At 63.6% G+C, this 18,804-nt stretch carries 16 protein-coding genes; 11 read left to right on the top strand and 5 right to left on the bottom strand.

What is annotated here, in order from left to right; genetic code table 11:
• Nucleotides 1–376: 376 nt before the first annotated feature.
• The 6 genes from FFS21_RS29285 to FFS21_RS29260 all read left to right on the top strand — a co-directional run bounded on the left by FFS21_RS29285 (nucleotide 377) and on the right by FFS21_RS29260 (nucleotide 5,580).
• Entirely contained in the window at nucleotides 377–766 is a 390-nt protein-coding gene (locus tag FFS21_RS29285) for an OsmC family protein (RefSeq protein WP_137928186.1), read from the top strand.
• Between the two features lie 382 nt (nucleotides 767–1,148).
• Nucleotides 1,149–1,970, top strand: a complete 822-nt coding sequence (locus FFS21_RS29280) for a hypothetical protein (protein WP_137928188.1) — start codon at nucleotides 1,149–1,151, stop codon at nucleotides 1,968–1,970.
• 294 nt (nucleotides 1,971–2,264) lie between these two features.
• A complete protein-coding gene (locus FFS21_RS29275) occupies nucleotides 2,265–2,897 on the top strand; it encodes a response regulator transcription factor (protein WP_137928185.1) in 633 nt (210 codons plus the stop codon).
• Entirely contained in the window at nucleotides 2,894–3,430 is a 537-nt protein-coding gene (locus FFS21_RS29270) for an Hpt domain-containing protein (RefSeq protein ID WP_137928184.1), read from the top strand. The genes FFS21_RS29275 and FFS21_RS29270 overlap by 4 nt, the downstream gene beginning before the upstream one ends.
• Before the next feature lie 17 nt (nucleotides 3,431–3,447).
• The gene (locus FFS21_RS29265) at nucleotides 3,448–4,422 is read left to right on the top strand and encodes a DedA family protein/thiosulfate sulfurtransferase GlpE (RefSeq protein WP_137928183.1); all 975 of its coding nucleotides are present in this window, start codon (nucleotides 3,448–3,450) and stop codon (nucleotides 4,420–4,422) included.
• Nucleotides 4,423–4,569: 147 nt separating this feature from the next.
• Nucleotides 4,570–5,580 (top strand): LLM class flavin-dependent oxidoreductase, encoded by a 1,011-nt coding sequence (locus FFS21_RS29260; protein ID WP_137928182.1) that lies wholly within the window; start codon nucleotides 4,570–4,572, stop codon nucleotides 5,578–5,580.
• 65 nt (nucleotides 5,581–5,645) lie between these two features.
• Here the strand turns inward: FFS21_RS29260 and FFS21_RS29255 are convergent, their stop codons facing one another.
• Nucleotides 5,646–7,208, bottom strand: a complete 1,563-nt coding sequence (locus FFS21_RS29255) for a methyl-accepting chemotaxis protein (protein ID WP_137928181.1) — start codon at nucleotides 7,206–7,208, stop codon at nucleotides 5,646–5,648.
• 180 nt (nucleotides 7,209–7,388) lie between these two features.
• Here FFS21_RS29255 and FFS21_RS29250 point away from each other — a divergent pair, with 180 nt between their 5' ends.
• Nucleotides 7,389–8,147: a lipoate--protein ligase family protein gene (locus FFS21_RS29250; protein WP_137928180.1), complete on the top strand. Its 759-nt coding sequence runs from the start codon at nucleotides 7,389–7,391 to the stop codon at nucleotides 8,145–8,147.
• An 8-nt stretch (nucleotides 8,148–8,155) separates the two neighbouring features.
• On the opposite strand, the gene FFS21_RS29245 is transcribed toward FFS21_RS29250, so the two are convergent.
• The gene (locus FFS21_RS29245; protein WP_137928179.1) at nucleotides 8,156–8,884 is read right to left on the bottom strand and encodes a DUF3047 domain-containing protein; all 729 of its coding nucleotides are present in this window, start codon (nucleotides 8,882–8,884) and stop codon (nucleotides 8,156–8,158) included.
• A gap of 127 nt (nucleotides 8,885–9,011) precedes the next feature.
• On the opposite strand from FFS21_RS29245, the gene FFS21_RS29240 reads away from it, so the two are divergent.
• The 4 genes from FFS21_RS29240 (at nucleotide 9,012) to FFS21_RS29225 (ending at nucleotide 12,726) form a co-directional block, all read left to right on the top strand.
• Entirely contained in the window at nucleotides 9,012–9,236 is a 225-nt protein-coding gene (locus FFS21_RS29240) for a hypothetical protein (protein ID WP_137928178.1), read from the top strand.
• Nucleotides 9,237–9,246: 10 nt separating this feature from the next.
• Complete coding sequence (locus tag FFS21_RS29235; protein WP_249359733.1) at nucleotides 9,247–10,101, top strand: polysaccharide deacetylase family protein; 855 nt, start codon at nucleotides 9,247–9,249, stop codon at nucleotides 10,099–10,101.
• A 106-nt stretch (nucleotides 10,102–10,207) separates the two neighbouring features.
• Nucleotides 10,208–12,313: an elongation factor G gene (gene fusA, locus FFS21_RS29230; protein WP_137928177.1), complete on the top strand. Its 2,106-nt coding sequence runs from the start codon at nucleotides 10,208–10,210 to the stop codon at nucleotides 12,311–12,313.
• Nucleotides 12,314–12,474: 161 nt separating this feature from the next.
• Nucleotides 12,475–12,726 (top strand): GlsB/YeaQ/YmgE family stress response membrane protein, encoded by a 252-nt coding sequence (locus tag FFS21_RS29225; RefSeq protein ID WP_137928176.1) that lies wholly within the window; start codon nucleotides 12,475–12,477, stop codon nucleotides 12,724–12,726.
• On the opposite strand, the gene FFS21_RS29220 is transcribed toward FFS21_RS29225, so the two are convergent.
• From FFS21_RS29220 to argG, 3 genes are all read right to left on the bottom strand, one after another.
• Entirely contained in the window at nucleotides 12,691–15,843 is a 3,153-nt protein-coding gene (locus FFS21_RS29220; RefSeq protein ID WP_249359731.1) for a transglycosylase domain-containing protein, read from the bottom strand. The two genes, FFS21_RS29225 and FFS21_RS29220, sit on opposite strands and share 36 nt — an antisense overlap.
• A 252-nt stretch (nucleotides 15,844–16,095) precedes the next feature.
• Entirely contained in the window at nucleotides 16,096–17,121 is a 1,026-nt protein-coding gene (locus FFS21_RS29215; RefSeq protein ID WP_137928175.1) for an aldo/keto reductase, read from the bottom strand.
• 134 nt (nucleotides 17,122–17,255) lie between these two features.
• Nucleotides 17,256–18,581 carry an argininosuccinate synthase gene (gene argG / locus FFS21_RS29210; protein ID WP_137928174.1) on the bottom strand — a complete coding sequence of 442 codons (1,326 nt, stop codon included), beginning with the start codon at nucleotides 18,579–18,581 and terminating at the stop codon, nucleotides 17,256–17,258.
• Nucleotides 18,582–18,804 lie beyond the last annotated feature (223 nt).

The following is an 18,804-nucleotide window of genomic DNA, read 5'->3' as shown; positions in this document are numbered from 1 at the left end:
GTCGGGTACTGCGCTACTTCTTACTGCGTCTGCCGCGTCGCTTTCGCTGCAGCAGAGAAACGAGATTATGCAGAACATTCATCGTTTCGTCAACAGTTTGCAGAAGATTTTTTTCTCTGCCGGCCAACGCTGCTAAACCCCGCAACCCCCGCCACTGCTGCCCCGCAACCCTTGTCCCCGCTGCGTTTGCAGCGCGGTTTGTGTTGCGAGGGGGCGAATATTAGATGCGTTCCGGAGATTGCGCAAGCCCTTGTTCGCAAAAAATTTAACTGACATGAAAAGATGTTTATGAGGCACTCGCAAGCCTGTATTTGCACATGCTGTATAGAATCATCTGTCCGGCCTGGGCTGCAGGCTACCTACAGAGGAAGACTCCATGACAATCGAAGCGACCTGGCGGGCCGATTCCGGCTCTAGTGTTTGTGACCTGGCCAATGGCCATGCGCGCTGGCAAGCCGACCTGGATGCCCCGATGGGGAATCCGGAGATTCCGAATCCGCACGACCTCCTCGATTCGGCATTGGCTGCCTGCACGACACTCACCGTTCAGATCTATGCGAAGCGCAAAGGCTACGCCGTCGAGGGTGTGCGGGTGACGGTAAAGCATGAGGAAACGCCGGGGTCGTACAAGCTGGTCCGTACTGTGGAACTCCAGGGTGACTTGCCCTCCGACGTGCGGGAGGATCTCCTTCGGGTAGCCAACAAGTGCCCGGTGCACAAGGCGCTGTCTGCAACGATCACTATCGAGACCACGTTGGAAGGTTGAACAGCAAAGATCTCGATTGACGCCTCAAATGATAATGGTTATCATTTTGTTTCTCCGGTTTTGACACGACCAGAGTCAGCAAATGGGTTACCGGACACTTATGTGTCCGGCCTTTTTTCCTCCAGACCCAAACCTTGGCGCGCAGTTCTTGCACGTCATCTTCCTGCCCTGAACCCTCAGCAAGATGAACCATCCTTAAGCGATGGCCTGTAAGCGCTTTGGCGAAATTCCATCGCCTGTGTTCGATGTCCCACGAATCCGTCGATTCCAGGCGACCGATAGATCGCTCGCATGTTTTGTCGCCGGGTAGCCGAGGCTTAAGATGAACCCAAACGAAAAGATTGGCGTGACGCGACAGGGAAGCATCGAGGGCGGGGAAATCTTGGCGAATTACATGGAAGAGTATTGTTCGCGCATCGGACGCGACGGGGTGCGCGGCATTGGGGAGAAGCCGGTCGTTGTCGATCAGGATGGGACGTATGTCATGACTTACGTCCCATCCGAGCATCGTAACGACGAGGCACGGTTGATCCTGGTAAGCACGACGCCAGGCCACACCCATGTGCGGCTGGCAGCAACCGTCACCGAGGAGTTACTCCGGCTTCATACACCGGGGCGCGTCATCCAACGCGAACACAAGCGCCGCGTGGAACTTGGGGGCAGGATGGTCAGACCCAACCTGATCCGCATGCTCGATCATTTCCGGGTGCCCGACCTGATTGCGCAATCCAGCGCGGAATCGCTCTGGAAAGAGGCTTTTCCCAGCCTCCAGCCCCTCGCCGTCCTCCCGTACGCCACCACACGTCGCGGCCTGACGTTCGACGGCGCGCTCGACGACATCCTGGACACGCCCATGCTTCGTCTCGTCTTCGAACGCCTGTTCCTGGACCGGCTCGGACAGTTGCGCGACAACGCCCTCTATATAGGACTTGGCCGCACGGCATGGTCGGCGCTGCAGCATTCCGTGTCCCTCGGGTTGATCGGCCGCGAGCAACTTCTGGGGATGATGCCCGTGCCTACCCGCGCCGGCAGCATGGTGCGTTATTTCCTCCGCGAGATGACAGAAGCCGACCTGTCGCCTAACGATCCTGTGCGACATCGCATTGGATGGCTGGACGCCGCGCATGCAGAGATGGAGGCAGGCGTGCGTCGGATCCGGGCCGCAGCCGCGCCAGCCAGCCAACCCGATCGATTGATCGCCTGATCGAAGTGTGGCATCCCCCACTACGGTAGGGGTCAACAGTCTTCAGAAGTGCCGATAACACTCCTTGAGGAATCTGACCTCCTCGCATTCCCGATTCGCGACCCCCGTGTGCATACGGTGGGTCGCAATTTTTTTGCCCAGATGACGTGAAGATTCGATCTGGCTCAGAAATCGGTCAAGTGGGGAAATTTCCGCCAGCAATTGCAGAATCGTCGCATTTTCTGCGGCGCGCGCACTCCTATACTGCCTCGTCTGTGAAACGCCCTCGCCACGGTGTGGCAATGCGAACGAGGCATGACAACCATTTTGATCGTTGACGATCACCCCGCCCTGCGGATGGCCCTCCGCGCCCATCTGTCCCAACTGACAGGCGTCAAGCGAATGTACGAAGCCGACAATGGACAGGCGGCTGTCGATTCCGTTCGCCAACACAAACCAGACCTCGTCGTGCTGGATCTCGATATCCCGAGAATGAGCGGACTCGACGCAATGCCGCGCATGCTGGCCGTGCACCCCCAAGTGCGCGTGCTGGTACTCACCGCCCAGGATCCGATACCGTTTGCCACGCGTGCGCGACATGCCGGCGCTCAGGGCTTCGTCAGCAAAACAGAAGACATGGAGGCCATCGCCCGTTGCGTCGAGACCGTACGTAGCGGCTTCACGGTGTTCCCCACCAGCGATCCCTGTGACATATCGTATGAAGGGCGGATCGTCACGGACGACGAAGGCCTCCGCAAGCTTTCCGACAAGGAAATGAAAATCTTGCGCATGCTCTCGCGCGGGATGAGCAACAAGGCGATTGGCAACGCCCTCTTCATCAGCAACAAGACCGTCAGCAGCTACAAGAGCCGGATCATGGACAAACTCGGCGCCGAATCCCTGGTCGACCTCGTCGACTTTGCACGCCGCTGCCGACTGACTCCATGACATCCGTCGGTGCCCGGCACCGATTGCCTCCCGACGAGCGCGACATCATCGGCGCCGCAGTGGCCCATGCAGCGCGACAAGACCCCACGATGCAGGCGATGCTGGTGGCGCGGCTGATCGAAACCAATGCGACCGATCTGCAAGATCTGCGGCACGCGGTAACCCGGCGCGACTGGCCCGGTGTGCGCCGCACGGTTCACCGGATCAAGGGAGCCGCCGCGCTGGCACGCTGCGCATCGGTGATCGCCGCCGGCAAGTCTATCGAATCCGCTGCGGGGCAAGGCAACGCTGCGGTGGTCAACACACTGTTGCCGCGTTACGTCGCCATCCTGGGCGCGTTCAATGACACACTGGCGGCGTTGGAGTCGAATGGACTGTCCCAAATGGTGGAGACAGGGACCATGAGGATGCCATTCGACGCATTTGACGCACGCCAGCCCGAATTGCCGATGCAGACGGCCCGCCGCGCTGGCACACTATCATCCGGAACCGACGGCGCCCCCCGGATTTCAATCGCCGCCGGCCAAGACTAATTTGGCGGAGACATGTCGTGGGTGATTTGCAGTCCTTGCTCGATGGCCACGGGCTGACGCTGGTATTCCTGAGCGTGCTGGCCGAGCAGGCGGGGCTTCCAGTGCCCGCCTATCCGATGCTGTTCGTGGCTGGCGCCCTGTCCATGCAGGAGACCGGGCCGTCAATCGGCGCCGTGCTGTTTGCCGTGGTCGCCGCATGCCTGATCGCCGACACCGCCTGGTATTTCGCTGGCAAGCGCCTGGGGCAGCCGATGCTCCGCACGATCTGCCGCGTATCGATCTCGCCGGACACATGCATCCGCCAGACACAATCCCTCTATATTCGTGTGGGGCCGCGCTCTCTGGTCTTTGCGAAGCTGCTCCCCGGTGCCGGCGCACTCTCCACGGCCATGGCGGGCATGACCGCCACGCCCTTCCTGACATTCCTGTTCTACGATGCGCTCGGTGCGCTGGTCTGGGCGGGCGGTGCGCTGCTGGCCGGCGTGGTATTCAGCGATTTCGTCGATGACATCCTCGCCGCCTTCAGCGCCTACGGCCATATCGCATTCATGGTCATTGTGGGCGCGTTCGCATTGTTCATCGCCTGGCGCTTCTGGCAGCGCTGGCGCCTACTGCGCCGCACGGGACGGATTCCCCGCATGACCGTGATGGAACTCGAGCAGCGGCGGCGAGAGAGCGAGCGCGGCCTGGTGGTGCTCGATGTCCGGGCCAATGGCGTCGCGCCAATCGAGCGCATTCCCGGTGCCATGGTCATGGAGTTGCACGCGCCCATCGACACGCTGGCGAACCAGCGCAACGACAGCGATTTCGTGGTGTACTGCGCCTGTCCCAACGAGATGTCCGCTGCCGTGCTGGCGGAGCGGCTGCGTGCGGCGGGTTATCCCAACACGTGGGCACTCGCGGGAGGATTCGACGAGTGGAAGCGTCTGCAAACCCCGCTTGGGGCTACGTCCGTCGAACCGGATGCCGCGCCTCGGCCGCCTGGTCACTAGCTTACACAAGGCACCGCATGCCCGCCGTCGTGATTCCCCACAGGCGGCAGGGCTTCTATCTGGCGGCCAGCAGGATCTGGCCGGGGTGACTACCATAGCCAGTCCCCCGAATTGAACGCGTGCGGCCCGAGCCGCCCGCGGCACGCCATGCTTCCCTATTCCCTGCTTGACCTTTCGCCCATTGCGGAAGGCAGTGACGCCGCGCAGGCCATGCGCAACTCCCTCGACCTCGCCCAACATGCGGAGCGGCTCGGCTATCGCCGCTTCTGGCTGGCGGAGCACCACAACATGCCCGGCATCGCCAGCGCCGCCACGGCGGTGCTGCTGGGCTTCGTGGCGCAGGGCACCTCGACGATCCGCGTGGGGTCGGGCGGCATCATGCTGCCCAACCACTCGCCGCTGGTGGTAGCCGAACAATTTGGCACGCTCGCCGCGCTGTACCCCGGCCGTATAGACCTGGGGCTGGGCCGCGCACCCGGCACCGATCAGGCGACGGCGCGCGCGCTGCGGCGCCATCTCGGCCACGACACTGCCGACTCCTTTCCGCAGGATGTGGAGGAACTTCAAGCCTACTTCGACGAAGTGAGGCCAGGCCAGCGGGTACGCGCCGTGCCGGGTGCCGGACTCAAAGTGCCACTGTGGCTGCTCGGCTCCAGCCTGTTCAGCGCGCAACTGTCGGCCGCGATGGGATTGCCGTTTGCGTTTGCCTCGCACTTCGCACCGGGCTTCATGCGCCAGGCCATCGATCTTTACCGGCGTACGTTCCGTCCTTCCGAACAGCTTGACCGTCCGCACGTGATGCTGGGGTTGAACGTGTTCGCCGCCGAGACCGAGGATGAGGCGCGCCGCCTGTTCAGTTCGCTGCAACAGCAATTCCTGGCGCTGGTGCGCGGCACCCCCGGGCAACTGAAGGCGCCGGTCGATGACATCAGCCGCCTATGGGATGCCAGCGAGGCCGATCACATCAACCGTTCGCTGTCTTGTTCGGTCGTGGGCGATCCGGCTGCGGTACAGACGGGCATCCAGCGCTTTGTTGACGACCTGCGGCCCGACGAACTGATGCTGACCGGTCAGATCTACGACCATCGGGCTCGGCTACGCTCGTTCGAGATTGCTGCCGAGGCGATGCGCGCCTTGAAGCTGGGTTCGACGATCTAATCACGCAACAACAAAAAAAGCCGCGGGAATTCCGCGGCTTTTTTTCTTCGAAGATCGGAAATCCGTCACACGTGCGCGAGACGGAACGTCGATACGGCGCGCAGCATCGACTCTGCCTGCTCTGCCAGGGACTGGGCTGCCGCAGCGGCTTCCTCCACCAGCGCCGCGTTCTGCTGGGTGACCGAATCCATCTGCGTGACGGCTTGGCCAACCTGCTCGATGCCGGTGCTTTGTTCGGCGGAAGCCGCGCTGATCTCGCCCATGATGTCGGTCACGCGCTTCACCGCCTGCACAATTTCTTCCATCGTCGTGCCGGCCTGGCCCACCAGCGTCGCGCCGGTATCCACCTGCGCCACCGAGTTGTCGATCAGCGTCTTGATCTCCTTGGCCGCGTTGGCGCTGCGTTGTGCCAGGCTGCGCACCTCGCCGGCCACCACTGCAAAGCCACGGCCCTGCTCGCCGGCGCGTGCCGCTTCCACCGCAGCGTTCAGCGCCAGGATGTTGGTCTGGAAGGCGATGCCTTCGATCACGCCGATGATGTCGACGATCTTGCGCGACGCGCCGTTGATCTCGCCCATCGTCGTCACGACCTCGCTGACCACGCGTCCACCACGGTTGGCAATCTCGGAGGCATTGACGGCGAGCGCGCTTGCCTGACGTGCGTTGTCGGCATTCTGGCGCACGATACCGGTCAGTTCTTCCATGCTCGAAGCGGTCTGCTCCAGTGCCGAAGCTTGTTCCTCGGTCCGTTGCGACAGGTCATGGTTGCCCGCCGAAATCTGGTTAGTCGCCGTGGCGATGGAACCCGCCGCGCCGCGGATATCGCCCATCGTCGCGGCCAGGCGCTGCTGCATCGCCTGCATGGCCGCCAGCACGCTGTGCTGGTCGTTGGCGCGCACTTGCACCGGCACGGTCAGGTCGCCGCCCGCGATGCGCGTCACGGCTTCCACCGCGTAGGCCGGCTCGCCGCCCAGGCTACGCTTCACGGTACGCATGATCACGCCCATTACGCCGGCAATCAGTGCGCCAATCAGCAGCGTACTCAGCAGCGCGTTGATCAGATTGGCACGGAAGGCGTCCTCGATGTCGATCAGGAACACGCCGGTGGCCACGAACCAGTCCCAGTCCGGCACGTAGCGGCCATAGGTCAGCTTGCGCTGCGGGTTCTCGGTGCCAGGCAGCCGGCCGCGATACATGGAGAAGCCGGCGTCGTCGCCAGTGGTACGGCGCGCGCCTTCCAGGATGGCGCGGTAGACATAGACGCCATCGGGGTCCTTGAAGTCGCCAACCATATTGCCTTCGGTCTGCGGCAGGCCGGGGTTCAGAATGACCTGCGGCTTGGAATCGACGATGAACAGATAGCCGTTCTGGCCAAAGCGCATGGCACGCAGCGCATCCTTGGCGGCCTTCTGCGCGTCTTCCTTCGACATCGTGCCCTTGGCCGCGCGCTCGGCGAACAGCTTGACGATGCCTTCGCCTGTCTGCACCAGCGACTTCAGCCCCTCGCGGCGTTCGGCCATCATGACCGATTTGGCGTGAAAGGCGTTCCAGGTGCCAAGCGCGAGCAGCAGCACCCACATGACGGCAAGCGCCGCCCAGAGTTTGGAGTTGAGCGTGAGACGGTTCATGATCCGACAGGCAGAAGTATTCAAGGAACGCGCGAACAGCCGCGCAGAGGTCCTCAGGGATAACGGTCACCCCTGCCTGTTTTTTTAGCACCAACGTGGCGCACGCCCCGTTAGCCGTGGAAAAATGCACCATCCGCCGCGTGCGCATCACTGGCGGCAACCTGCCTGCGAGGAAGCGACATGAACATCGCGCCGACACCCCGGACTTTCTCCTTCATCGATCCCGACCCTGCCGAGGCCGACCCGGTACAGGGCGAACTGTCCCTGCTCGACCACGCGGCACGGAAAGGCCCCGTGGCACAGCTTTGGGAGGCGCCACTGTCCTTGGTCATTCCACGCAGTTACCTGCGCCAGCCCGGCATCGAAGCCGCTCGAGCCGACTTCGCGGCAAAGGGATGCCCAGTCTGGCTGCGCATGTCGGGCGGCGGACTCGTGCCGCAGGGTCCGGGCATCCTCAATGTCAGCCTGGCCTACGCGCTCCCACGCGGCGCAGCCTCATGGATGGAGCCCGTCTACCTGCATCTGTGCGAGGTCATTGCGGCCGGCTTGCGCGAGCTCGGCGTGGAGACGCACTGGCAAGCCGTGGAAGGATCGTTCTGCGACGGCCGCTACAACCTCGCCTGGGGTCCGGGCGACCGCGCGCGAAAGATCGCCGGCACCGCTCAGTACTGGCGGCGCGCACCTGCCGACGCGCAGTCGCCGGATGGGCAGCGGCACCTGGTGCTCGCCCACGCCATCCTGCTGGTGGATGCTGACCCGGAGGAGATCAACGCGCGCGCCAATGCGTTCGAAGCAGCCATCCAGAGCGGGCGCCACTACGATCCCGCAAAGGTGGTAAGCGTGAGGGAGGCAAGCGGTGCGGAGGCCGGCGGCCTGACGACCCGTGTGTCGGCCGCGATCCAGGCTGCAATCCTCTCGACGCCGGTGCCGGGGCACTAGCAGCTTCGCTATTTGGCAGCGCCGAACTTGATGTCGCCGTACCACGCGCGAGCGGTGGCGCCAGTGTTGTCCGTATCGGTCAGGATGCCGTAGGCGGTCAGCTTGCCCGGCGCCTCCTTGAAGACCTTCTGGAAATCGCTCGCCACATTGCGGCGCACGGTTTGCCATTTGCCAGCCTCACCGCCCACCACGATCATCTGCACGCGGCTGGTGTGTGGATTGGCGATGACGGTACCTACCGGTGCGCTGTTGGTCCAGATATACATCAGCGTGGCGTAGGGCAACTTGTCTCCCGCCGCGCTGGCCGCGAGCATTTCGGCACGATCACCAATCGACAGCTTGTTGCTCGCGCCATCGAAGAAGAACACGAGGCGCGCGGGCGCATCCTCGCGATCGCCCACACTGTTATCTGCATTCGGGATCGGTCCCGCCACCTTCCAGCGCCAACTGACCACCGGGGTCCTGGCAAGGTCCACATCGCCTTCATGCACCAGGCCGGAGGCCGAGCCGCTGGCGTCGGCCTGCAGCACCGTGGTACCTTGCTCAGCCACCAGCGCGTAACGCGTAAGCTTCTTCCCAGACACCACGGGCTTGTTCTGCCAGCCATCCGGCAGCGACGCGCCCGGCTTGACGGCGGAAAACGCCGCCCCGGATTCGGCACCCTGCGCCAGCGCGCCGCAGGTCAATGTCAGGGGAACCAGTAGCAGGCTCGAGGCCAGGGTGCGGAACGTGGGCATGGTCTTCTTGTTGTAAGCGGTTCAAGAGATTTCATCATTCTAGAAACGAGACCCGCAGTCTGCCGTGAGGCGCTGGCTGAATGGCAGATCGGACGGGCGCTGACAAACTCTTGCGGGGAACAGGCGGATGGCGGAACTGCTGCTCGGGGCGATTGGCTGGATCTTCGTGGAACTGATTGTTTCCACCGTGTTCTATGGAATCGGCTGGGTTGTCATCAGCATCGTCACATTCGGCATGCATCCCGGGCCGTGGCGAGGGCTGGAGAACCTGGTCGGTGTTCAGCTAGTGGCCTTTGTCGGATTGCTGACCACCGTGGTAACTATCGCTTCCTATTTCACTTTCGTGCGCTAAGCATCACCCATTGAGCCGCCCCTACATACTTTTCCTGCTCACCGCCGTGCTGACGTTGGCCGGCTGCGCCCTGGGTCCCGTGACGCCGCTCGCGCCCGACACCGCCGCGAAGCTCGCACCTGTGCGATTCCTGCTGACGTTCGACGATGGGCCAGATACCGGCCCCTATGGCGGCACGCCGTTCATCCTCAGGCAGTTGGCGGACAACCCGGTCACACCAGGCATCAAGGCGCTCTTTTTCGTCCAGACCGAGCACCCCTTGCGTGGCGGCGGCCCGGAAGGACGCGTCCAGATGCACGATACCTGCGCACAGGGACAACTGATGGCCGTACACAGCGGCATGGTCGAAGGCCATACCTCGCACACCCGCCTGCCGTCCGACGTACTGGCCGCCTCGCTGCGCCGGGGGGCCGCCGATATCGCCCTGCAATGCGGCACGGCGTTGCCTGTGGTGCGGCCGCCCACATGGCGCCACGACACACGCACGATGGATGTCTATCATCAGGTTGGCATGAAAATGATGATGGCCGACGCCAACGCGCGCGACGGCAAGATCTATGGCTGGAATATCAGCCTGCGCCGACGCCCGCACATGCGCCACGAACTGGAACGCGTGGGCCAGGCCATGGTGGCGCAGCGGCTGCAGCCGGTGGAAGGGGTGACACCGGTCATCGTCGCCTTCCACGATCCGAACGGTTTCACAGCCATGCACATGACCGACTACCTGCAGATCCTGGTGGATATGGCACGCGACAACGGCTTGCCATTGGCCGACCCGCCGTTCTATACCGATACACAGGCGGCCGGGCGCGCGGCGCTGGCACGTGCCCGGGCCGGCGTCTACGCACGCGAAAGCTGGCCCTGAACGACGATCGTTCTCCTGCGAAGCCATATGCAGCGCGGGGAAATACGGAAGATTGGCGAAAGTGCTACGCTTTACGCCCCGTGGTGCCCTAACCAGGAGAATCACCGTGCCCCGCAAGACCCCCATCGAACGCTATCGGAATATCGGCATCAGCGCGCATATCGACGCTGGCAAGACCACGACCACCGAGCGCATCCTGTTCTACACCGGCGTGAACCACAAGCTGGGCGAGGTGCACGACGGCGCAGCCACCATGGACTGGATGGAACAGGAGCAGGAGCGCGGCATCACGATCACGTCCGCCGCCACCACTGCGTTCTGGAAGGGGATGGCCAACAACTATCCCGAGCACCGCATCAACATCATCGACACGCCGGGCCACGTCGACTTCACGATCGAAGTCGAACGGTCCATGCGCGTGCTGGACGGCGCCTGCATGGTCTACGACGCCGTAGGCGGTGTGCAGCCACAATCCGAAACCGTCTGGCGCCAGGCCAACAAGTACCGCGTGCCGCGCATCGCGTTCGTCAACAAGATGGACCGCGTGGGCGCGGACTTCCTGCGCGTGCGTGAACAGATCCAGAGCCGCCTGAAAGGCAATCCCATCCCGATCCAGATTCCGGTCGGCGCCGAAGATCATTTTCTCGGCGTGGTCGATCTGGTCAAGATGCGCGCAATTGTCTGGGACGATGCGAGCCAGGGCGTGAATTTCGAATACGTGGATATTCCGGCCGATCTCAAGGACGTTGCGCAGGAATGGCACGACAAGATGATCGAGGCTGCCGCCGAGGCCAGCGAGGAACTGCTGGAGAAATACCTGGGCGGCGAGACGCTGACCGAGGACGAGATCAAGACCGCGCTGCGCAAGCGTACGGTAGCGGGCGAGATCGTGCCGATGCTGTGCGGCAGCGCGTTCAAGAACAAGGGCGTGCAGGCGATGCTCGACGCGGTGATCGACTACCTGCCGTCGCCGGTGGACGTGCCCGCCATCCTGGGTCACACCGAGGACGACAAGGAAGCCGAGCGTCATCCGAGTGACGAGGAACCGTTCTCCGCGCTCGCGTTCAAGATCATGACGGACCCGTTCGTGGGCCAGTTGATCTTCTTCCGCGTCTACTCGGGCGTGGTGAACTCCGGCGACACCGTCTACAACCCGGTGAAGGCCAAGCGCGAACGGCTGGGCCGCATCCTGCAGATGCACGCCAACGTGCGTAACGAGATCAAGGAAGTGCGCGCCGGTGACATCGCCGCCGCCGTGGGTCTCAAGGAAGCCACCACCGGCGACACGCTGTGCGACCCTGCCAAGGTCATCATCCTGGAGCGGATGACGTTCCCCGAGCCCGTGATTTCGCAGGCCGTGGAGCCGAAGACCAAGGCCGACCAGGAGAAGATGGGTATCGCCCTGAACCGCCTGGCGCAGGAAGATCCGTCTTTCCGTGTGGCCACCGACGAGGAATCGGGACAAACCATCATCTCGGGCATGGGCGAACTCCACCTGGAAATTCTGGTGGATCGCATGAAGCGCGAGTTCGGCGTGGAGGCATCGGTCGGCAAGCCGCAGGTGGCGTACCGCGAAACCATCAAGACCGCCGCCAAGGATGTGGAAGGCAAGTTCGTCAAGCAGTCGGGCGGGCGCGGTCAGTACGGCCACGTCGTGCTGAACGTGGAGCCGTTGCAGCAAGGCGGCGGCTATGAATTCGTCGATGCCATCAAGGGTGGCGTGGTGCCGCGCGAGTTCATTCCCGCAGTGGACAAGGGCATTCGCGAGACGCTGGAGAACGGCGTGCTGGCCGGCTACCCCGTGGTGGACGTCAAGGCCACGCTGGTCTTCGGTTCCTACCACGACGTGGACTCCAACGAAAACGCGTTCCGCATGGCTGGGTCGATGGCTTTCAAGGAAGGCATGCGCCGCGCCAAGCCGGTGCTGCTGGAGCCGATGATGGCCGTCGAGGTGGAAACGCCAGAGGAATTCACCGGCAACGTGATGGGTGACCTGTCGTCGCGCCGGGGTATCGTCCATGGGATGGAAGACATTGCCGGGGGCGGCGGCAAGATCGTGCGTGCCGAGGTGCCGCTGGCGACGATGTTCGGCTACTCCACGTCGTTGCGCTCACTGACGCAAGGCCGCGCCACGTTCACGATGGAGTTCAAGCACTACGCGGAAGCACCGGCCAACGTTGCCGAAGCCGTCATTGCCGCGCGCAAGCATTGATCCCGACTGCCAGTTGCCGGGCATCGCTTGACCGCGTTCAAGCGGCGATCTGAAAATTTTCAGATCGCCGCCGACACGCTGCCGGCAGCCTGGCATGGCATGATCGTGTCGTCAGTCTTTGTTCCGTCTTCGTCCTTTTTTCGGCCAGCAAGGAGCGCATCATGATGGCATTTCTCGGCACGATTCTCGTGGGGTTGATCGTCGGACTCATCGCACGGGCCATCAAGCCCGGCGACGACAAGATGGGCTGGATCATGACCATCCTGCTCGGTGTACTCGGCGCGCTGGCGGCTGGCTACGTGGGCCGCGCGATGGGGTTCTACCAACCGGGCGAGGCCGTGGGCTGGATTGCTTCGATCATTGGCGCGCTGGTGCTGCTATTCATCTACGACGCTGTGCGGCGCAAGCGTTGATACGGCGGCTCCTGACGGGGCATTGAGCACCGTCAGGGTCGGCGCGGCCGTGTCGCGGCAGCGCAGCAGCGTGGCTTCGCTGCCCGGTGCCGCCATGGCCGTGATCTGCGGCGCCAGCGCCCGCAGTACACGCACGGCAATCGCACTCGTGAACACGTAGCGTGCCGCGTAGGGTTCTCCCACATGCACGGTCACCGTGCCGAAGTAGCGCTCCCCAATGACAAACACGAACGTCGCTGACCGGTTCACCGCGCGCGACGCAATCACGCGCCCGCCCGACCCATAGGTCTGATAACGCTGGTCGCCTGTTCCTGTCTTGCCGCCCACCGCCAGCGGCGCGCCTTGCGGCTGTCCCTTGCGATTCACGGGCACGAACGCCCCGTTGATCGACTTGGCCGTGCCCGCCTGCACCACGTCCAGCATCGACCGCCGCACAAGCACGGCGATCTCTGGCGCGACCAGCGGCTTGCCCGGTTGCGGATGCAGGCCGTAGGTGGTGGCATACGGCGTGTTGCTCGCGAAGGCCAGCGTGCGGACGGCAGACGGTTGTGCATCCACCCCATTGCCGAGGAGGATGCCAGCCAACTCGGCCAGTGCCGCGGGCCGGTCGCCCGATGCGCCCACCGCCGTGGCATACGACGGGGTCAGCGAATCGAACGGATAGCCGAGCCGCTGCCACCGCACCGCAATCTTGCCGAACGCCTCGCGCTCCAGCAGCGTGCGGATGCGCGCATCCTGACCCAGTTTGCTGCGCGTCTTGAACAGCCACGCATACACGGTCTGGCGATCAGGCTCGCTGGCTTGCAGGATTTCCTTGAGCGTCGCATCGGGATGCTTGCCGAGGTATTCCACCATCCACAGTTCGAGCGGGTGGATGCGCGACAGGTAACCGCGATCGTTGAGACTGAACTTGTCGTGGCCGTACTTCACAAACAGGGCCTGCAAATCCTCATCCGACAACTTCGGCATCTGCTTGGGCATGCGCGCGCGCAGCGTACGGGCGAAGGTATCGAAATCCGTATCGGGACGCGCGCTGAGCAGCGTCACGGACAACCGAACCGCCGCCAGCCTTGCCGTGGGCAATTTCACGCGATCAAGCAGTGTGTCGATGCGCTGCGCGTCGGTCTTGCCCCGGTAGCGTTGCCAGAACGTGGTCATGAAGGCCGAGCCTTCCTCGTTGGCGAACTGCACAAGGTAGGCGCGGCGGCGAGGCTCGTCGCGATCCTCGAAGATCTGCGACGCATCGGGGTGCGCCTGCCAGACCTCGTAACGCACGATGTCGCGCATCATGCGGATGAACACCAGGTTGACGGAGTGCTGGAACGCCACGCGCACCGTCATCTGCCGCTCGCCTTCCCATTTCTCGAAGTTCGTGAACGCCTGCATGCCACCGCCGGTGAAGAAGGCTTCCCCGGCATTGCCCGAGTACTTGCGTTCCATCGCGGCATCGAGCACGGCCTTGCGCTCGCGCTCGGCGGGCGTCTTCGCCTTGATCAGGTAATCCACGGTCCAGCGGGTCAGCGCATCCTGGCGCGGCACCTGCAGCGCGGTCAGCTCGGCGCGGCTCGCATCCTTGTAGCGATCGTAGATCTCGTTGATGACTTCGAGGTACGTCACCATCGTGCGCAGCTTGGCCGTCGACCCCAGATTGATGCGCGCGCCATTGTTGATATCGAAAGGCTTGTCCACGTTGTCGGCCTGCACGCGCACCACGCTGGCATTGCCCGACCGTTCGAACAATGTGAAGCTGGCCACGAGCCGCGACGGGTCATCGCCATCACGCAGCAGGTTCTTGCCGTAGAGACCCATCTGCCGCGCGTCGTCCTTGTTGCGGATGCGTTGCAGCGTTTCCGTCACCATGCGCTGTGCCTCGCGATTGATCGTGCTGTCGACCGTCAGGTCGAGGCGATCCAGGTCATAGCGGCTATCGACATGGAGCAGCCGCGAGACATCGTTGCGCACCTGGTTGATGGCCTTGCGCGTGACCCATGGCTCTGGCTGCGGCCGTGGCGGCGGCGGCGCCTTGTCCAGCGATTGCGCCAGCGCCGCGTCGCGCAGTTCGGACGTGATCGCATTGGCCGAGGCCAACAGGCGCAGATAGCTGGCCGTCAGGGCATCGAGGTTTGTATCGTCGCGACGCAGATGGTACGAGGGCCGCCGCTGCGAGATGATCAGCGACAACGCGCGCTTGTACGCCTGTGCCTGGCGCGGCGTGGGGTTGCGCGGGTCCATGCTGCGCAACAGCCCGTTGATCTCGGCAAAGTCCTCGCCATACCAGACGTAGAGCGCGTCGCCCAACCCGTCGATCTCACCGTGGCCGGCCCGTGCAGACATCGGCACGGTATTGAGATAGTCGACGACGATGTTCTCGCGTGCCCGCAGCGTGTCAGGTCCATCGCGATAGGCGCGCAGTGAAGCGGAGGTCATCTGCCGCAGCTTGTCGGGAATCGACTGCGTCTTGCCTTCCGGCGAATGGCGATACTTCTCGATCTGCGTGGCCAGCGTGCTGCCGCCCGGCGTGCCGTGGCTGCGGTCCGCCAGCCTGATACCCTGGTCGAGCACGGCACGCGACAGCCGGCGCCAGTCCAGCGCCGGATTCATCATCGGGTATTCGGGATTGAGAAGGTTCTGATTCTCGACGAACAGCAGCGAGGTCACCAGCACCTTGGGGATGGCCTCGAAATCGTCATACTGCCGTTGCGGGAAGCGGTCTTGCGACATGGTCATCGCGTTGCAATCCCGCACCAGCAGGCCGGCCTGGCTCTTCTCGCGATAGGGCGGGAAGATACCTTGCTCCATCAACCGCACCATATCGGGCGACATGCGCGACTGCGAGATCGTGAGGTACCCCTCTCTCAGCAAGCGTTCGCCAAACTCGCCCAGCCGTTCATAGCCGAGCCGCAGGTCGTAGGGCCCGGAGTGGGGATAGCGGATGCTGTCGCTGGCGCCGGGCTGGATTTCGTACGTCAACGTGCTGCCCAGCCGGCTCATGTAGCGAGCCTGCCATTGGGAGGTGCGAGCCTCGCTAGCGACGACGCTCACGACGATGTAAGCACCACCGCATACGACCACCGCCATCCCTGCGAGAATCCAGCCACGACGTGACACGTTTCGCATCCGGTTGCGCCGGCCCCGCCGTTTCGGCAGGCGTCGCCGACTCCAAGCCCACGTCCGGCGACCGTCATCCAACAGCCGCCGCGTGTTTTTATATTACGCGTATCGGCAGCCGTTTGTGGGGGAGAAGTTGGCTGCCGCACGCATTCAAACATACCCGCGTGGGCATCCGCGCAACAGGTGCGGCTCAGGCCGACCGGGCGTCACACTTGCGGTGTCAACACCGCGTGTAAATGTCGCACCGGTTTGTCATCGTTACGCGTCCTGCACAGGCCGGCCACCGAACGGGTAGTTCGGATCGCTATAGCCGTGCGTGGACGCATGCCCGCGCGGCACGAGGTCATCGACCATCGTCTCTTCCTGCGCCGAGATGGCCGCCCCGACTGCACCAAAATAGTCCTCGAACTGCGCAAGCGTACGCGGCCCCGCGATCACCGAGCTGATGATGGGATTCGCCAGTACCCAGGCGGTGGCGAACTGGCCTGCGCTCAGGCCGCGCGCTTCCGCATGGGCCTTCAGCGTCTGGGCGATCACCAGCGACTCCTCGCGGAATTCGGTTTCCATCATGCGACGGTCGGCACGTCCCGCGCGCGTGCCTTCGGCGGGCGCCTGGCCGGGCAAGTATTTCCCGGTGAGCACGCCGCGCGCAATCGGGCTGTAGGGCACCACGCCCAGGCCGAAATGCTGGCACGCGGGCAGGATCTCCACCTCGGGCATGCGGTTCAGCAGGTTGTAATACGGCTGGCAGGCCACCGGCCGCGGCACGCCGAGCTTGTCGCACAACCCGGCGATCTCGGCGATGCGCCAGCCCCGGAAATTGGAGACGGCCCAGTAACGGATCTTGCCCGCGCGAATCAGGTCGCCCATCGCGCGCACGGGCTCCTCGAGGTTGGCGCCAGCAAAATCGCGATGCAGGTAGAGGATGTCCACATAGTCCGTGGCCAGGCGGCGCAGGCTGTCTTCCACTTCGCGCATGATCCACGTGCGCGAGTAGTGCTGCTGGTTCGGCCCCTTGCCCATGACGTTGCCCAGCTTGGTGGCCAACACCCAGTCGGCCCGGTCGCCCTTCAGCAAGCGGCCCACCATCTCCTCGGAGGCGCCTTTTGTGTAGACATCCGCCGTGTCGATGAAGTTGACGCCGTGCGCGCGGGCGCTATCGACGATGCGGCCGGCTTCGGCATCATCGGTCTGGTCCCCGAACATCATCGTGCCCAGGCACAGGGTGGAGACGTTCAGGTTGCTGGCGCCGAGGCGGCGGTACTGCATCGCGAAATCTGGCATGGTGATCCCCGTTTGACTGAGCCAGCATTGTGCCGCGATGCGGCGATGCGTGCTGGCACGCCACTGGCTTGCGCAGGACGAAAAAAAACCGGCACGATCGCTCGTGCCGGTTTCTTGTTTCAGGCCGATGCCGCTCAGTCTTCGAGCTTCGGCAGCGCGGCGCTGGTCTGCGTCGACAGCAGGCCGGTCTTGGCATACGTCTGCAGCTTTTCGCGCGTATCGACGATGTCCAGCGTGCGCATCGTCAGTTGGCCGATACGATCCAGCGGCGTGAACATCGACTCGCCCTTTTCCATCGTCAGCCGTTCCGGCTTGTAGGTCAGGTTGTCCGAGGTCGTGTTCAGGATCGAGTAGTCGTTGCCACGACGCAGTTCGATGGTCACTTCGCCGGTGATGGCACCAGCCACCCAGCGCTGGGCGGTTTCGCGCAGCATGATGGCCTGCGGATCGAACCAGCGGCCCTGGTACAGCAGGCGACCCAGGCGGCGGCCGTTGTCGCGGTACTGCTCGATCGTGTCTTCGTTGTGGATACCGGTGATCAGGCGCTCGTAGGCGATGAACAGCAGCGCCAGGCCCGGGGCTTCGTAAATGCCGCGGCTCTTGGCTTCGATGATGCGGTTCTCGATCTGGTCGCTCATGCCCAGGCCATGGCGGCCACCGATGACATTGGCTTCCATGAACAGGTCCACGGCGTTGGCGAACGTCTTGCCGTTCAGCGCCACCGGCTGGCCTTCCTCGAAGCGCACGGTCACTTCCTCGCGCTTCACTTCCACTTCATCGCGCCAGAACTGCACGCCCATGATCGGCTGGACGATGCGGATACCGGAGTTCAGGTGCTCCAGGTCCTTGGCCTCGTGCGTGGCGCCGAGCATGTTGGAATCGGTCGAGTACGCCTTTTCCGACGACATCTTGTAGTCATGGCCGTTCTGGCGCATGAACTCGGACATCTCCGTGCGGCCGCCCAGTTCGTCGATGAACTGCTGATCCAGCCACGGCTTGTAGATTTGCAGGCCCGGGTTGGTCAGCAAGCCGTAGCGGTAGAAGCGCTCGATGTCATTGCCCTTGAACGTGCTGCCATCGCCCCAGATGTTGACGCCGTCTTCCTTCATCGCGGCCACCAGCATCGTGCCGGTCACGGCGCGGCCAATAGGCGTGGTGTTGAAGTACGTCACGCCAGCGGTGGAGATATGGAACGCACCGCATTGCAGCGCGGCGATACCTTCGGCCACCAGTTGCGTGCGGCAGTCCACCAGGCGGGCAGCCTCGGCACCGTAAGCCATGGCACGGCGCGGGATGTCGTCGTAGTCCGGCTCGTCCGGCTGGCCCAGGTTGGCCGTGTAGGCGTAGGGAATGGCGCCTTTCTGGCGCATCCAGAGAAGCGCGGCGCTGGTGTCGAGTCCGCCCGAGAAGGCGATTCCGACGCGCTGGCCGGAAGGAATGTGCTGCAGGATGGTAGTCATCGCCAGAAACCAGGTGAATTTGTCGGCTCTTGGGGCGCCCCCGCATCGATCGATCGTGCGGCGAGCCGGTCCGGCGCCCGAAACTCGTAACCGTGAATTGTGACATGTCGCGGCGCCAGCGCCAAACCGGCGGCGGTCCAAAATATATGTGGACATGCCCGGGACCCTCGACTAGTCTTTTGTGGACGGCGTACACAAACGCCGGTCCAGCACACCTCCCGAC

It is taken from the genome of Cupriavidus sp. 2SB (assembly GCF_005503625.1).
GTDB lineage: Bacteria > Pseudomonadota > Gammaproteobacteria > Burkholderiales > Burkholderiaceae > Cupriavidus.
Note: the sequence above shows the minus strand (reverse complement) of the source record. Positions and strands in the feature narration are given on the sequence as shown.

Bases quoted from the DNA above. Each gene is read 5' to 3' on its own strand.
- argG (WP_137928174.1), bottom strand. From the start codon at position 18,581: ATGACTACCATCCTGCAGCACATTCCTTCCGGCCAGCGCGTCGGAATC.
- FFS21_RS29250 (WP_137928180.1), top strand. From the start codon at position 7,389: ATGAACATCGCGCCGACACCCCGGACTTTCTCCTTCATCGATCCCGAC.
- FFS21_RS29285 (WP_137928186.1), top strand. From the start codon at position 377: ATGACAATCGAAGCGACCTGGCGGGCCGATTCCGGCTCTAGTGTTTGT.
- FFS21_RS29245 (WP_137928179.1), bottom strand. From the start codon at position 8,884: ATGCCCACGTTCCGCACCCTGGCCTCGAGCCTGCTACTGGTTCCCCTG.
- FFS21_RS29215 (WP_137928175.1), bottom strand. From the start codon at position 17,121: ATGCCAGATTTCGCGATGCAGTACCGCCGCCTCGGCGCCAGCAACCTG.
- FFS21_RS29220 (WP_249359731.1), bottom strand. From the start codon at position 15,843: ATGCGAAACGTGTCACGTCGTGGCTGGATTCTCGCAGGGATGGCGGTG.
- FFS21_RS29275 (WP_137928185.1), top strand. From the start codon at position 2,265: ATGACAACCATTTTGATCGTTGACGATCACCCCGCCCTGCGGATGGCC.
- FFS21_RS29270 (WP_137928184.1), top strand. From the start codon at position 2,894: ATGACATCCGTCGGTGCCCGGCACCGATTGCCTCCCGACGAGCGCGAC.
- FFS21_RS29260 (WP_137928182.1), top strand. From the start codon at position 4,570: ATGCTTCCCTATTCCCTGCTTGACCTTTCGCCCATTGCGGAAGGCAGT.
- FFS21_RS29255 (WP_137928181.1), bottom strand. From the start codon at position 7,208: ATGAACCGTCTCACGCTCAACTCCAAACTCTGGGCGGCGCTTGCCGTC.
- FFS21_RS29225 (WP_137928176.1), top strand. From the start codon at position 12,475: ATGATGGCATTTCTCGGCACGATTCTCGTGGGGTTGATCGTCGGACTC.
- FFS21_RS29240 (WP_137928178.1), top strand. From the start codon at position 9,012: ATGGCGGAACTGCTGCTCGGGGCGATTGGCTGGATCTTCGTGGAACTG.